Origin of the sequence: Yersinia vastinensis (assembly GCF_044905075.1) — a bacterium.
In the GTDB taxonomy this organism is placed as follows: domain Bacteria; phylum Pseudomonadota; class Gammaproteobacteria; order Enterobacterales; family Enterobacteriaceae; genus Yersinia; species Yersinia vastinensis.
On the sequence record NZ_CP173260.1, the window covers coordinates 3,399,191 to 3,413,797 of the forward strand.

The following is a 14,607-nucleotide window of genomic DNA, read 5'->3' on the forward strand; positions in this document are numbered from 1 at the left end:
TTATGCTGAGTGATATTATCTACTTTTAGATTGCAGGCAAACTAATTCAGTAATAGCGAGATGTTAAGTCTCTCCCCGACCTATATTCAATCATATTGAAAAATAAAATCGTTGTTATTAATTCGTTAAAAACAAATTTGTATGAATATTCTGACAGGGCAAGTAAGAATATTCCTGACATAGGGGAATAATATAGTTTAATTTCCTGACATACGAACATCATTGACGGTATAAGATACTAAATCAACGAGTAAAACCCCACAATCGTAAAATTGTGGGGTTAAATAGAAATGAATTGATTAACAGAAAACCCGGCACAAGCGGCCGGAAGTTGTGAGAGAGTAACTGCCTGCTGATGCCGGGATAAATACTGATTGGCCGGTTTGAACTGTCAATACTTCTCCATCACAATGTCTTAGCAAGGCATTACCACTTATGACTAATAAAATCTCACCGCTGCTAATACTGACGGGATGATTATTGACTTCGTTAAAAATACTGAAACGAAAATCATCCACTGGAATCGGATAACTCGCCTGCTCACTCTCCCAATGGGGTGCCATTAATAACGATTCAAACCGAGTAGGTTCAAACGATGTGCAATGAACCAGTTCAGTCAAATTAATGTTTTTACCCGTTAATCCCGCGCGAAGTACATTATCTGAACTGGCCATCACTTCAATGGCAGTACCTTGGACATAAGCATGTAGTGTGCCGGGATGCAAAAACATAGCTTCGCCAGGTTTCAGTGTGATGCAATTAAGAATGAGTGGCGCGAGAATGCCAATATCATTTGGGTAATTTTTATGAAGGCGCTGAATAAACGCAGAGAGTTCTTCACCATATAATCTCTGGGATGCATTGACCAACAGATGTAATACCTGCTCTTTAACCGTCAGAGACATCTGCATCAGGGCGATAAAGAACCTTTTTAATCCTTCAGAGTTTGGGCATTGCTGTAGAGAACTCACTGCGCTGTCCAGTGTTGGAGTCGCTAACAATTTGAAGTTATTTATGATGTCAGCAATCTCGCGAAAACCATTCATCGCCATAAAGTCGGTAATAGCGTAGACCAACTCCGGCTTATGGTTTTCATCGTTATAATCAGCTGCCCCGCTTTGCTTCTGACGTAAAAAACCCGCTTCTGCTTGAGTTTTAGTAGGATGAACCTGAATCGACAATGCCGTCTCTGCACTAAGAATTTTCAAAAGAAACGGTAAGTTATCGAAACGCTGAGAAACAGTAGCTCCCAACATGGCAGGCTTGTTCTGCGCAATGAAATCCGAAAGCAGTAAAGGCGTTCCCTTTTCAATAACACTTGACGAACCGGCGGGATGCACACCCATCCATAACTCTGCCTGCGGCTGATTATCTGGATTTAAAACATGAAAAAATGTATTCAGTGCAGTATGGCTACCCCATGGGTAGTTTTTCACAACATTGGTCAGCGGATAAAAATTGGCATGGCTCATGAGTCATCCTCACAAGAAAATTGATTGCTTTGCGCTAACGTTTTAAACCATAAACCATTACGTTTAATTTGCCGTTGACCTGTTGCAAGATCCAAACGGTAAAAACCGTAACGGCGCTTAAAGGAGTTAATCCACGACCAGTTATCAATAAAAGTCCATTGGTGCACACCAAAGCAATTAGCCCCAGCCGTAATAGCACGATGAAGCTGAACTAAATGTTCTTTCATCAGTTCAATGCGAAAACTGTCGTCAATTATACCGTCTTGTTGAACTGGCCCTTCGGACTCAAGATCCATCGCAATACCAATTTCAGCGAGATACCATTTTATATTGCCGTAGTTATCGCGGATATTCGTGGCAATATCGTAAATAGCCTGTGGAAATATTTCATTATTATCGCGATAGGGGTTAAAGCGGCCATCTGGATCGATATAGTTCTCGAAATAAAACTCAGGCGTAAAATAGTCTAATGCATATTCTGTCTCGCGTGCTTTTACACGACGCGGTACATAATAATTAACGCCCAAGAAATCGATGCGTGACTCAGTAATTAACGTCACGTCCGTATGACTGACGTCAGGTAGACAATGATGCTTTGCCAGTACATCACACAGTTCTTGTGGAAACTGATGCTTCACCAGAGGGTCAAGGAAGCTACGGTTAAACAGGAGGTCAGCATACCAAGCTGCTTTTTTATCTTCTGGCGAATCACTACGTGTGTAGGATGGCGTTAAATTGAGAACCACACCAATTTCGCCCGACAAATTTAATTCTCGGTAGCATTTTACGGCTTTTGCATGGGCCAACATGATATTAAAACCTACCTGAGCCGCAAGCTTACCGTCTTTTTTGCAAGGGTAATGGAAATCATACAAATACCCACCCTCTACTGGAACGATAGGTTCATTAAATGTTATCCAGTATTTAATCTTATGCCCAAAAAGAGTGAATGCCGTTTTGGCAAAGAGGGCAAAAAGGTCGGTGACATGATTGGATTCAAACCCACCGTAGCGATTTTGCAAAACTTCTGGCATATCGAAATGATAGAGATTGATCATCGGCTCAATGCCCTGATTGATCATCTCGTCAAAATAGTCGTTATAAAAACGCACGGCCTCTGCATTGGGTTTACCGGTTTCAACGTCTTCAATAAGGCGCGACCACTGAATAGACGTGCGAAACGAATTAAAACCAATTTTTTTCATCAACGCGACATCTTCTTTATATTTGTGCAGAGTTTCGCAGACTTTTTCCGGCCCTATTCCCTGAAAAAAACGTTCTGGCTGATGAGCATGCCAGCTATCCCAAATTGAGCGATATGGCTTGTTATCCGCACCTTCGGTTTGTGGACCAGAAGCCGCGGCTCCCCATAAAAAGTTTGCTGGGAATGAATACGTTGTCATTTAACCTCCTCAATGATTCAAAAAAAAAGCTGCGCCAATCATGACGCAGCTAAAACACTACTCGGCAGTCACCTGGATAGACTTGATAAAGAGATATCCCCAATCACCAGCAAATTTCCCGAAATCGATGATATTTTCCCCCTGCTTAAGTTGCACTGGTAACGTCATTTTCTGACCTTTATCATCCGTTTCCGGGAATTCTATTTGCTGCGGTTTCTCACTGTTTACTTGTACTGAGTTTTTCTTGCTGCCCCATTTGGCATTAAAATTCAGGTGCAATAAATACTCGCCATCCCAAGGTGCATCAACCAACCAGCTCACCTTATCTCCCTCATTAACAAACGGGCCGAGGAAACCATCGTCACCGGTTGCCAGTTGATTTTCTGCACTCTTCACGACCGTGACTTTCCCCTGCTTGAGAGACAGGGGTTTACTGTCAAACTTGCAAAAATCAGTTGGCACTCGCCCCGTCGCTTGAGTCACGGTAACGTCCATGGTTTTGCTACTTTTCAACAGGCCGTCATCCGCAGTAAATGTCAGTTGATATTGACCCGGCTTAGAGAACCAAACTCGCGTTGATGGTTTTTCCGCATCACAGAAATGCGCCTTACTTTTGCCCGAACTCCGCCATTTCACACTGACATTGCGGTTAGGCAGATTGTCATCTGTCCAGCGAGCATCAAGGCTAATACCTTTATTCTGTACCGTTGATGCAGAGTTATTCAGTTCAATAACCGGTGGCTGGTTTTTCTGGTTATGCGTCACGCTAATAACATTTGAAGGTGCCGACTGACCCGATTCATTTTTAGCAATAACTCGGTAGTAATAAGTTTTACCTAGCTCAAGTGAGGAATAATCGTCACGGAACAGGTCCATTTTGGCTGGATCCCACTCCTGAATACCGTCGGAAATATCTTGGCCGACCATTATCCATGGACCTTCTTTCGTTTCTGCCCGTTCAACATCGTAGTGACGACCAACGGCGGACCCCATCCAATTAATAGCGAATGGCGATGCCGTTTCACGGAGTTTTGGGGCCTCTGGTGCAGGAAGCGGTGACATTTTATCCCGCCCATCCATTTGTGCGGCCGCTGTCCGCACCAGATTAACCACATCCATTTCCTGTTTATCTTTCCCCTCTTGCGGGAAGCCCGGTAAGTGGTAGCTGTAGTGACCGGTGTACTCTTTGTGCCAGTAGAAACCGCCGTCATGGCGATGCCCACGGAAGCCCCAGATGAAACCGCCTGCGGCTTTCGCCCCATTCACCTCGGTATGGACGATCGATTGCATGATGTCGTTGAGATTTTTGCTATCGAGTAAACCGAACTCACCCACCAGATAAACTTTCTTCCCTGCTATGGCCTGTAAATCTTTCTTCACTTGGTCAGGATGGTTATTTCCAGCATTGGTGTAATAGTGGTTGCTGACGATATCAATGTTTGGATCATCTAATGAAAAATCATTAATTTTCTTATATGTACCATCCACCACCAACTGATGTGGCGCCCAACGTTTTATCCATGCGGCGGTTTCATGTAGGAAAGCGGCGTTGGTATCTTCAAGCTCATTCCCTGTTTCCCACGCCATAATGGCCTTTTCATCGTAATAAGGGCGGCCCGTAATCGTGTTGGTACGGGTGATAACCTGACGAATAATGTCTTGGTATGCTTTATAGGTTTTACTGTTGGTATTATAAAAATCTTCTGGTTTTTCATGATAGAAAGCGGCCAACTGCTCGCGCCCTCCCCACCACCACCATTGATCGATAAAAGGCAGGATTAATCTCAACCCTTGTTTATCAGCCTCAGCAATCATGTTGTCGTAAACTATCATGGCTTTCTCATTCAGGCTGGGCATGCCATCAGGCGTCGTCGGTGCCAGAATATGCGTCTCTCGCTCACACGCTTTATCATTCTCTTGTTGCACCGAGAGTACATATACTCGCTGCACCTTAGCGCCCGTTTGCACGATGGCTTTGATCCAGTTTTCCTGCTCTTCAGCCGTCGGCCAGGTAAAATATTGCCCCCAACCGCGCGGGTCAGCCTTACAAACCCCACGCGCATCATTTTCAATACGATGCAATTCAGGGGCATGAATACCAGCAAAACGAAATGTATTGCTGCCCTCCATTAACTGAGCGCCCTGCCGAGTAATAAAGTGCTCAAAATGGGATTGTTCCGCCGCCATGGCACCAACACTTGCCAACGCCGATAATAGCGACAATAACAGAGCTTTTCTGATAGGTAGTTTCATCGTGTTTCTCCTTAGAACCACACTTCGGCCTGAATACCAAAGTTCAGAGTGTCGGTTCCACCAGTACGGCTATAACCGCCAGCACTAATGGTGTTGGTGCTCCAGTCATAGTTGCCGTCGAGTGCGTCGGAAACCCCTTTATCCCATTTAGCATAAGTCGCAAATACGCGGATTTGTGGACGGCTCCAGAAGCCCGAGTCAAAAGTCAGCGTGGGTGCGATTGTGACTTTGGTTAAACCGCCTTTGCCTTTGCCATCCACACCTTTGTAGTTTTCATCGTCGAGATACTCGTAGCCCACCTCATACTGCATCGCGAAGTTTTTGGTGATTTGTTGGTAAGGGCGAATACCGGCGACCCAACTGGTGCGTCCCCACCCTTTGTCGTCGCTGGTCCACCAACGGTAATTCTTATCTTTTTGGTAGTAAGCAAAAGTGGAAACTTCCCAACCATCGCCCACAGAAACCAGACCATCTAGCACGACTCGCCAAGATTGCGTGTCTTCCAGATTCGCCCATCCCCAGCCATTTTTGCCCAATGAATCGCCTGCTGCTAACCCGCGACCGTACTGAGCAACAAATTTGGAGCTTCCATCAAGCAGGCCATAGAATCCATCAAAGTGATACACACCGGTGACGCCATAACCCTTTTCTGCCGCCCCAACATGATTTTCGTTGTTGTTCATATGGTGGCCGACCAGTTCCAGGTCAAAAGCCGAGCCGCCAATTTTCTTGAACCACAGATTAAGGGAGTAATCATCTGGGTAGCCCTGTTCACTCTTATCCACTGGATAGGCTTTGGCTTCATCTGTCGTGGAAAAGGAATAGATTCCCGCATCAAAACGTGCAAAGCCCAGATCAAGATTATCGAAGCCGCCTCCCGTACCGTTGTATTGGATATATTCCCAGTCAAATTGGTGGCTGGAAGTATTGGAACTGCTATAACGTTTCCCCCCCCAGAACGTGATATCTGGCGCGAAATCCAGTTGGCTTAGCTCGACGTATCCTTCGCGGAATTGCACTGATTTGCCATCATCATCAAGACAGTTCCAGTCAGAGGTACATTTGCTTTGATGAGTAATATTGGCCTGAACTTTTGCCACTACTCCAGAATCAGACTTCAGTGTGACTTGTGGGATGAGTTCAATCTTGGTGTCGTCTTCGTTGCCAAGGCGGAATTTTCCGTCCGGCATCAGGCCAACAGAATCGACACGGTTACCATCAGTGTTTGCAAGAATGCCGGAGCGGATATAGCCATGCATTTTAAAATCGTATTGATCCGCATAAGCAAGGCCACTAATTGCAGAGCTAACCAGTAAAGACAGAGGCAATAATCGGTTCAGACTTTTCATGATTTCCCTTTTGTATTTTGAGTGAGATGGCATCTGAATAACGCGGAGGGAAATTTACGGATCAATTACGGAAATGTACATCCAATAACGGAAAGCGCTTTCCATAATTGCCGGATTGCGTCACAAATTAGCGGTGAATGTTCGCTAAATCGTGATAGAGATCACTCTATAAAGTTTGCAGGCATAAAAAAGCCAGCTACCCGTAGGCGCTGGCTAAGAGTAAAACATGACATTGATGAGCTATTTGTTTTCTAATTCAGTGAGTTGCCGTTCGTAGACTTTGAAGAATGGCCGATAGATCATCCAAGAGTTAAAGATGGCGAACAAACACATAAACATATTTTTCCAGCTACCATTAGCGGCCCATGCAGCCCCTAAGGGTGACGGCATAGACCAAGGAAGCATCGCCACAGCCCGGTCGAGCACACCTAAGTGTGTTAGATACCAGGCAATGCAGGCATTAATCATCGGAACACCAATAAAAGGCAACAAAAATACAGGGTTAAGAATGATGGGAAATCCAAAAAGAATCGGTTCATTGATATTAAACAAGGAAGGAATAAGGCCTATTTTACCGACACTTTTTAGCTGCCTTGAACGACTACGCATCGCCATAAATATCAGCGGAAGTGTAGAACCAATCCCGCCAATCAGCAGATAAAAATCCCAGAATCCCTGCAAATAAATATGGGGGAGTGGCGTAATACCCTGTGCTAATGCTTGTTGATTTTCAAACAGATACGTCATCCAAAACGGGTTCATAATGCCAGTAACTATCAGCGCACCGTGAATACCGACAAACCACAGTAGATGGCAGATAAGTAGCGAGATAAGCAAAGCCGTCAGGGTGTCGGATGCAATAATTAAGGGGCGAAATGCTTCGCTAATTAGGTTAGGTAAAATCATCCCTGTTGTCAGTTTGAGCCAAGCGTTAATCACCGTGATCGACAACATAATCACGAGCAACGGCACCAATAACTGGAAGCTGTTACGCGTCATCACGGGGACTTCTTCAGGTAAGCGGATACACCACCCTTTACGATAAAAAAAACGTATTATTTCAATCGTATAAAAACTTGAAATAAGCGCACTAAAAATCCCCATTCCGCCCAGAAAAACGTTCGTGCCGGCATTTTCCTTAAACCCAACAAACATCAAAAAAGCCAGACACCCAGTCAAACCCGATAACCGTTCAGGTAGGCGGTATTGCTTGGCCAAACTGGCACTCGCACCGAAGGCGATAATCACCGCCACCAGTCCAATGGTTAATTCAAAAGTCGGTAACAACATCGGGCGAACAACCTGATAAACCCCGCCATACCAAGAAAAAATATCAATGGCAAAAGGGGGAAATATCAGCGGCACCATGAGGCTGCCAATAATCACAAATGGCATGGCAAGAGCAAAGCTGTCGCGCATTGCGGTGATGTGTTGGCTGCGAGTGAGCATATTCGCAAAGGGAGTCAACCGCTGTTCAATCAGCGTGACAGCAACATTCATAAACTGAATGTTCATCTGGAAACCTATAAGGAACCTATTAGTTCCGCGATGATCGCTTACATCCGTGGAAAGTGAAAGCCTCCATCTGGTGATCGTGCTCACATTTAACGGATCCATTAACGGAAAGCGCTTTCCGTTTTGAATCCATATAATTATAGTCCGCTCATTGTTATTACCCAATCAGGAGTTACCAATGAAAAAAATCATGCTTTGCTGCTCTGCCGGAATGTCCACCAGCTTGTTGGTTAAAAAAATGGTGGAAGAAGCAGATAAGCGCGGTCTTGAGGTGGATATCAAAGCTTTTGGCGTCGCGGAATTTGAGCAAGTCGTTGGCGGTTATCAGGTAGTTTTGCTTGGTCCTCAAGTGAAGTACATGCAAAAAGACCTGCAAAACAAAGCGAACGCATACGGCATTAAAGTCGAACCCATCAACATGATGGATTACGGCATGCAAAAAGGTGCGGCTGTTTTAGATTTTGCCCTTTCATTAATTGAAAATAATAAATAAAGGATAAGGTATGAGCACTCTGTACTCTAAATTAATCAGCGTGATAGAAGAAAAAATCACGCCAATGGCCGGTGTCGTTGGACAGCAAAAATATGTCACGTCTATTCGTGATGGCTTTATTACCGCCCTGCCCTTTATGATTGTCGGTTCATTCATGTTGGTCTTTATTTTCCCTCCTTTTTCGCCGGATACCCAGTGGGGCTTCGCCCGGGCTTGGCTCCAATTTTCGTTAGAAAATCGAGAAAGTCTTATGCTGCCATTTAATTTCAGCATGGGCATCATGACGATATTTATTTCTGTTGGGATTGCGGCAAGCTTGGCTCGGCATCATGGCCTTGACCCGCTAACGTCTGGAATGCTATCGCTGATGGGATTCTTGCTCGTAGCTGCCCCTTTAAAAGAAGGGCAAATATCGACAGCTTATTTCTCTGGGCAAGGCATTTTCACGGCCATTCTGGTGGCTATCTACACCACAGAGCTATACGCCTTCCTGAAACGTCACAATATTACGATACGCTTACCACCAGAAGTTCCTACAGGGGTCGCGCGTTCTTTCGAAATTTTGATCCCAGTACTGGCCGTCGTGCTCACTTTACATCCTCTGAATCTGTTTATCGAAACGCAACTTGGCATGATTATTCCTGAAGCCATTATGTCGCTGGTCAAACCGCTAGTGGCGGCTTCTGACACACTGCCAGCCATTTTACTTTCTGTCTTAGTTTGCCAAGTGCTTTGGTTTGCGGGGATCCACGGGGCATTAATCGTTACAGGCATCATGAACCCATTCTGGATGGCAAACCTGTCAGTCAATCAGGCGGCGATGGCGGCTGGTGCTGCCATTCCGCACATCTATGTTCAGGGTTTCTGGGATCACTACTTGCTCATTGGTGGCGTAGGTTCCACTCTGCCACTGGCATTTTTACTGATGCGTAGCAAAGCCGTACATTTGCGCACCATTGGTCGTATGGGTGTGGTTCCCGGCCTTTTCAATATTAATGAGCCTATTTTGTTCGGCGCACCGATCATTATGAACCCATTGTTTTTCATCCCCTTTGTATTAGTACCGATGGTAAATGCCACTTTTGCGTATTTTGCCCTCGATTTAGATTTAGTGTCCCGTGTGGTGTCGATGACGCCATGGACAACCCCAGCGCCAATAGGTGCCTCGTGGGCGGCTAACTGGACATTTAGCCCGGTCATTTTGTGCCTGCTGTGCATGGTAAGCTCCGCCATAATGTACTTCCCGTTCCTGAAAGCATATGAAAAACAATTACTTGAACAGGAATATGAAAATACTGAACTGCAAGGTGCGAACGCACAATCAGAAACTGCATAATTTTTTGTCTTAAATATCAGAGGTTGTCATGGAATTAGAAGAACAGGTTATGGGCATCATTATTAATGCCGGTCAATCGCGTAGCTTGTGTTACGAAGCCCTCAGTAGTGCGAAACAAGGTGATTTTGCCGATGCTGATGAAAAAATGAAGCAGGCTCAACATTATGCTCGTGAAGCTCATTTGGTTCAGACCCAGTTGATTGAAGCCGATGAGGGGGAGGGAAAAACCAAAATGACACTGGTCATGGTGCATGCGCAAGACCATTTAATGACCTCGATTCTCGCCAAAGAACTCGTGACCGAATTGATTGAGATTTACCGCACCCGCCAGTAAGTTTCTGTGTCTTTTAAGAGAGGCGCTATCGCCTCTCTGACTTTTTTGTGAGGACAATATGTTACATCTCGGCCTGGATATCGGTGGCACTAAAATGGAGGCCGTGCTGCTCGATCAGCATGGCAACCTGCACTACAGTGAACGCCGCCCAACACATAAAGAGAGTTATCAAGGTTTTCTCAGTAACCTGCTCTCGATGATTGAAAGTGTCAGACACAGGGCAGAAGAAGAATTTACTCTCGGTATCGGCTTACCGGGGGCCATTGATCCACAAAGTGGGCTTATCAAAAATTGTAATTGTCTGGTACTCAATGGTGAGGATCTCAAAGGCGATCTTATCCATCAACTCAAACAACCGGTATTTTTGGCAAATGATGCCGATTGCTTTGCACTCTCGGAAGCGGTCGATGGTGCAGGTGCGGGGTATGCTTGCGTGTTTGGCGTCATTGTTGGAACTGGCTGCGGTGGCGGTGTTGTGGTTAATGGGAATTTACTCCGCGGCCCTAACGCAATTGCCGGTGAGTGGGGACATAACCCCTTACCCGCCATGAACCAAATGAACGATGGCCCGGCGCAATATTGCTATTGTGGCCAAGAGAATTGCATTGAGAGTTTTATCTCTGGGACCGGTTTTGCCAGACGATTTAATGAAACTCATGGAACATTATTCACCACAGAAGCCATTATGGATTTCGTGCAAAAGCAGGAGGCACACGCGGTTGCGCATTATCAGCATTTTATTGATGCTTTTGCTCGCAGCCTCGCAAGTGTAATCAACATTCTTGATCCCCACGCGATAGTCATTGGCGGTGGATTATCAAATGTTGAGCAAATTTATCAGGATCTACCGAAAGTTATTGAAAAATATATTTTCTCAACACATTGCCGCACCGCCATTCTGAAAGCCAAATATGGCGATTCTAGTGGTGTACGGGGGGCTGCGTGGTTACCAACATTGACGTAATATTGAGAATATACGCTTTCGCAAGTGGGCTAATTCCACTTCGCATTTGTGTTACTATAAGGGGAAAATCGTTATACAGAAGACACCATGCCTACAATTGATGATGTTTCAAAGTTAGCCAACGTTTCCCGAGCCACCGTGTCACGTGTTCTTACTGGCACACGCGGCGTTCGTGATGAAAGCCGTGAGGCCGTATTACGGGCGGTAGAAGAGTTAAACTACCGTCCAAGCTTTGCCGCCCAAAATTTGGCAAGCCAAACATCCAGTTACGTTGGAATGGTGTTACCGGCAACTGAAGCCGGGTTAAGCGCCTCTCTGTTACCTCAGCTATCTCAAGCCATAAAATCCCTCAATAAGTCATTATTGATTCAATATGTAAACGATGAAATTGAACAGCAACGCGCTGTTGAAGATTTACAGCACCAATGTGTTGCTGTCGTGACTTTGGGGAGAAATAGCACAGCTATTGCCAACAATGTCATTGCTTTTGATGAGTTTTCAGTAAAAGGCAACGTCAGTCAGGGCTATAATTATGCGTTTGCCACTGAAAGTGCGTGCCGCTATGTCTTGGGGAAAGGGCATCGTAATATTGCTCTCTTGGTCGATAGCGAACAGGATGAAGCCAGCAAACAGATGCTCGAAGGCTATCGCAGTGTCTTGCAAAACTACTCGCTCCCCTTTAACCGACAATTATTGGTCACGGCTAATCGCAATGTTGAGCAGGCGTTGCTCACCCTCATAAACAGTTTCACCAAGTACTCGGTCATTATTGCCAAGCGCGATTGCTACGCGGCTGAAGCTATGCGTTTGTTGCGTGAATTTAATATCGCAGTTCCGCAAGAGGTCTCTTTGGTTAGCCTTGAGGATTCACCACTGGCATCCTTGCTCTACCCACCACTGACGTGCATCGCTTACCCGGTGGAACAGCTTTTAGAAAACTGTATGCAACGTATTCGCGCATTGATTGACGGGCATCCCGTATTTAGCACGGAAGGCCATACAATCACCGGCCGTCTGATTGCACGCGCTTCAGTTTCTGATATTAGCTAAAAGCGATCATTGCAAATGTATGGGAATGACTCTAATGCCAACAGCATTTATGAGTACCATTCATAACTTCTATCCTTTTACATGTAATTATTTCCCCGCCTGAAAGCGTTAACCTATGTCTATCTCCTTATCTCCAAATCGATAATTATGATTGACACTCAGGCGCACATGCAGACCATTTCCCGAAAAACGACCGGCCTTTCTTTTGTTATTATTCTCAGTGCATTAATGGCTTTCACCTCTTTATCTACCGATATTTATTTACCGGCTATGCCTACCATGGCGGAAGATTTGCAAGGCAATGTGGAACTGACCATCACCGGATTTTTAATCGGCTTTTGCATTGCTCAATTGATTTGGGGGCCATTAAGTGATGGCACATGGGTTGGATAATCGCAGTATTTACCGTGGCCAGTGCAGCGATGGCACTGACTACCCGAGTAACAAAAATAGCCAATTAGGTGAGTAGAAAGGAGTGGTAACGAGATGATATGTCTCTGGAAAAATCTATATTGCATCTATGGCGTATAGCTCCATTACACTAGCATACCAACAGAAACTGATATCGCATTTCTCTTTTTGCGCTTCCTGAACATTTATTTCTGGTTAACTACTGCAATTTGTCACATCAAGTTTATCGAAGCAGATCACACTTTTCCGGCGCCCACATACATCTTCTAAAACCACGTGTTATTATTCACCTCGTAAATACCTTTCAACTCAATCCGAGGCTTTGATGCTGGAGAATGTAATCATCCGATAATCAGTTTACCGACCTTTTCAGGCCGGGCTGATTATCAATGCGCCGAAATCGAATGCGGACACCGCTGTGTGTTTGCACGTTTTGCACATGATGATTAAACAGGTTTTCCAGTATGAATTTATCCCGTCAGGAACAACGTACCTTACACGTTCTCGCCAAAGGTGGACGTATTGTGTACGTTCGCGACACATCAGGCCGCGTCACATCCGTTGAATGCTACAGCCGCGAAGGACTGTTGCTCACCAATTGTACACTTGCCGTTTTTAAAAAACTCAAAACCAAAAAACTGATTAAATCCGTCAATGGTCAACCTTACCGCATCAACACCACCGGGCTGAACAATGTTCGTGCCCAGTTGGACAATCGCTAAGGAGCGCTTTATGACATCACATTACTGCAACGTTCACATCGCCGCAGAATGCGACACCGATGACATTCACGAGGTTAAAACTCGCGCATTTGGATTCAACACAGCAGCCACTCTGGTGGCTGATGTGTTTGATAACAAAAACATCTACTCAGTGTTGCTGCTGTCTGAAAAAGCAGTCACCAAAATTTGTAAGGGAACTCCCCTTAACACTCGACCCTATAAAAGGAATTAAGCATTGGATATTCCACGTATTTTTACGATTAGCGAAAGTGAGCACCGCATCCATAACCCGTTCACACCAGAAAAGTATGACACCCTTGGGCGCGTATTACGCATGAAATCGGGCACGCAAATCCTCGATCTCGGCAGCGGCTCGGGCGAAATGCTCTGCACTTGGGCTCGCGATTATGGCATTACCGGTGTCGGCATCGACATGAGCCAACTGTTCAGTGAGCAAGCTAAACTGCGCGCTGAAGAACTCGGCGTCAGCGATCGGGTGACTTTTATCCATAACGACGCAACGGGTTATGTTGCAAAAGAGAAATGCGACATAGCAGCCTGCGTCGGTGCCACTTGGATTGCTGGAGGCGTCGCCGGGACCATTGAGCTGCTAGCAAAAAGCCTTAAGCCTGGCGGAATGCTGCTCATTGGGGAGCCGTATTGGCGTCAGTTGCCCACGACGGATGAAATGGCAAGAGAGTGTGAGAGTGGCGTCACATCTCTGGCCGATTTTCTTACCCTTTCCGAGCTGGTCACCTCTTTCGACACACTCGGTTATGACGTGGTGGAAATGGTGCTGGCGGATCAAGAGGGCTGGGACAGATATGAAGGAGCTAAGTGGCTGACCATGCACCGCTGGCTGGAGGAAAATCCTAACGATGACTTTGCCGAAGAGGTCAGAGCGGAGTTAACGATATCGCCGAAACGCCACGTCACCTACACAAGGGAATACTTTGGCTGGGGCGTGTTCGCACTCATCGCTAGATAGCATCGGTCTCCCTGTATGAGCTAACTCATTGAGGACATTCTATTTAGCCCATTAAAATAGAGTGAAGATGAAGATAAGATGTAAATTTGGGCTATTGCAAAATAGCCCTCCCATATCAAGTGAGGCTCAAGCAGCTCGATATTATTGACCACCCTGTGCCCTATAAAAGGAAAAACAGGGGACTACGCCGTGTCATCGGCGACAAGAGGCTACGGCGAATTCTGCACATATCTTTGTTGGTAACCGCTTGGTAGATACTGAAGAAATAACACACACAGGTGAATCACTGTGTTGCATTTTGGCTAGGAATGGCGTGG

The 14,607-nt window shown here is 45.6% G+C and carries 13 protein-coding genes and 1 pseudogene; 9 read left to right on the forward strand and 5 right to left on the reverse strand.

What is annotated here, in order from left to right; genetic code table 11:
• Positions 1-299 precede the first annotated feature (299 nt).
• From manA to ACIOG0_RS15865, 5 genes are all read right to left on the reverse strand, one after another.
• Positions 300-1,472: a mannose-6-phosphate isomerase, class I gene (gene manA, locus ACIOG0_RS15845; RefSeq protein WP_050295416.1), complete on the reverse strand. Its 1,173-nt coding sequence runs from the start codon at positions 1,470-1,472 to the stop codon at positions 300-302.
• Positions 1,469-2,875, reverse strand: a complete 1,407-nt coding sequence (locus tag ACIOG0_RS15850; protein ID WP_050139851.1) for a glycoside hydrolase family 1 protein — start codon at positions 2,873-2,875, stop codon at positions 1,469-1,471. The genes manA and ACIOG0_RS15850 overlap by 4 nt, the downstream gene beginning before the upstream one ends.
• Positions 2,876-2,932: 57 nt before the next feature.
• Positions 2,933-5,128, reverse strand: a complete 2,196-nt coding sequence (locus ACIOG0_RS15855) for a CBM35 domain-containing protein (RefSeq protein ID WP_128451502.1) — start codon at positions 5,126-5,128, stop codon at positions 2,933-2,935.
• An 11-nt stretch (positions 5,129-5,139) separates the two neighbouring features.
• The gene (locus ACIOG0_RS15860; RefSeq protein WP_050099002.1) at positions 5,140-6,477 is read right to left on the reverse strand and encodes a carbohydrate porin; all 1,338 of its coding nucleotides are present in this window, start codon (positions 6,475-6,477) and stop codon (positions 5,140-5,142) included.
• Positions 6,478-6,717: 240 nt separating this feature from the next.
• Positions 6,718-7,992, reverse strand: a complete 1,275-nt coding sequence (locus ACIOG0_RS15865; protein ID WP_050099004.1) for a PTS sugar transporter subunit IIC — start codon at positions 7,990-7,992, stop codon at positions 6,718-6,720.
• A gap of 178 nt (positions 7,993-8,170) precedes the next feature.
• Here ACIOG0_RS15865 and ACIOG0_RS15870 point away from each other — a divergent pair, with 178 nt between their 5' ends.
• The 9 genes and pseudogenes from ACIOG0_RS15870 to ACIOG0_RS15910 all read left to right on the forward strand — a co-directional run bounded on the left by ACIOG0_RS15870 (position 8,171) and on the right by ACIOG0_RS15910 (position 14,290).
• Positions 8,171-8,485: a PTS sugar transporter subunit IIB gene (locus tag ACIOG0_RS15870; RefSeq protein WP_050099006.1), complete on the forward strand. Its 315-nt coding sequence runs from the start codon at positions 8,171-8,173 to the stop codon at positions 8,483-8,485.
• Positions 8,486-8,495: 10 nt separating this feature from the next.
• Positions 8,496-9,821 carry a PTS sugar transporter subunit IIC gene (locus ACIOG0_RS15875; RefSeq protein WP_128451500.1) on the forward strand — a complete coding sequence of 442 codons (1,326 nt, stop codon included), beginning with the start codon at positions 8,496-8,498 and terminating at the stop codon, positions 9,819-9,821.
• Between the two features lie 28 nt (positions 9,822-9,849).
• Positions 9,850-10,155 carry a PTS N,N'-diacetylchitobiose transporter subunit IIA gene (gene chbA, locus ACIOG0_RS15880; RefSeq protein ID WP_050099010.1) on the forward strand — a complete coding sequence of 102 codons (306 nt, stop codon included), beginning with the start codon at positions 9,850-9,852 and terminating at the stop codon, positions 10,153-10,155.
• 58 nt (positions 10,156-10,213) lie between these two features.
• Positions 10,214-11,119: an ROK family protein gene (locus ACIOG0_RS15885; protein WP_050099012.1), complete on the forward strand. Its 906-nt coding sequence runs from the start codon at positions 10,214-10,216 to the stop codon at positions 11,117-11,119.
• Between the two features lie 87 nt (positions 11,120-11,206).
• Positions 11,207-12,169, forward strand: coding sequence for a LacI family DNA-binding transcriptional regulator (locus ACIOG0_RS15890; RefSeq protein WP_050099014.1), 963 nt, complete (start codon positions 11,207-11,209; stop codon positions 12,167-12,169).
• Positions 12,170-12,316: 147 nt separating this feature from the next.
• Positions 12,317-12,544, forward strand: a pseudogene (locus ACIOG0_RS15895) (Bcr/CflA family drug resistance efflux transporter); the annotation flags it as partial.
• Between the two features lie 500 nt (positions 12,545-13,044).
• The gene (locus ACIOG0_RS15900; protein WP_050099017.1) at positions 13,045-13,302 is read left to right on the forward strand and encodes a YjhX family toxin; all 258 of its coding nucleotides are present in this window, start codon (positions 13,045-13,047) and stop codon (positions 13,300-13,302) included.
• A gap of 10 nt (positions 13,303-13,312) precedes the next feature.
• On the forward strand, positions 13,313-13,534 hold the full coding sequence (locus tag ACIOG0_RS15905) for a hypothetical protein (protein WP_050099020.1): 222 nt from the start codon (positions 13,313-13,315) through the stop codon (positions 13,532-13,534).
• 3 nt (positions 13,535-13,537) lie between these two features.
• Positions 13,538-14,290 carry a cyclopropane-fatty-acyl-phospholipid synthase family protein gene (locus tag ACIOG0_RS15910; RefSeq protein ID WP_050099022.1) on the forward strand — a complete coding sequence of 251 codons (753 nt, stop codon included), beginning with the start codon at positions 13,538-13,540 and terminating at the stop codon, positions 14,288-14,290.
• Positions 14,291-14,607 lie beyond the last annotated feature (317 nt).

Coding starts and splice junctions, on each gene's coding strand:
- manA (WP_050295416.1), bottom strand. CDS start 1,472: ATGAGCCATGCCAATTTTTATCCGCTGACCAATGTTGTGAAAAACTAC.
- ACIOG0_RS15850 (WP_050139851.1), bottom strand. CDS start 2,875: ATGACAACGTATTCATTCCCAGCAAACTTTTTATGGGGAGCCGCGGCT.
- ACIOG0_RS15855 (WP_128451502.1), bottom strand. CDS start 5,128: ATGAAACTACCTATCAGAAAAGCTCTGTTATTGTCGCTATTATCGGCG.
- ACIOG0_RS15860 (WP_050099002.1), bottom strand. CDS start 6,477: ATGAAAAGTCTGAACCGATTATTGCCTCTGTCTTTACTGGTTAGCTCT.
- ACIOG0_RS15865 (WP_050099004.1), bottom strand. CDS start 7,992: ATGAACATTCAGTTTATGAATGTTGCTGTCACGCTGATTGAACAGCGG.
- ACIOG0_RS15870 (WP_050099006.1), top strand. CDS start 8,171: ATGAAAAAAATCATGCTTTGCTGCTCTGCCGGAATGTCCACCAGCTTG.
- ACIOG0_RS15875 (WP_128451500.1), top strand. CDS start 8,496: ATGAGCACTCTGTACTCTAAATTAATCAGCGTGATAGAAGAAAAAATC.
- chbA (WP_050099010.1), top strand. CDS start 9,850: ATGGAATTAGAAGAACAGGTTATGGGCATCATTATTAATGCCGGTCAA.
- ACIOG0_RS15885 (WP_050099012.1), top strand. CDS start 10,214: ATGTTACATCTCGGCCTGGATATCGGTGGCACTAAAATGGAGGCCGTG.
- ACIOG0_RS15890 (WP_050099014.1), top strand. CDS start 11,207: ATGCCTACAATTGATGATGTTTCAAAGTTAGCCAACGTTTCCCGAGCC.
- ACIOG0_RS15900 (WP_050099017.1), top strand. CDS start 13,045: ATGAATTTATCCCGTCAGGAACAACGTACCTTACACGTTCTCGCCAAA.
- ACIOG0_RS15905 (WP_050099020.1), top strand. CDS start 13,313: ATGACATCACATTACTGCAACGTTCACATCGCCGCAGAATGCGACACC.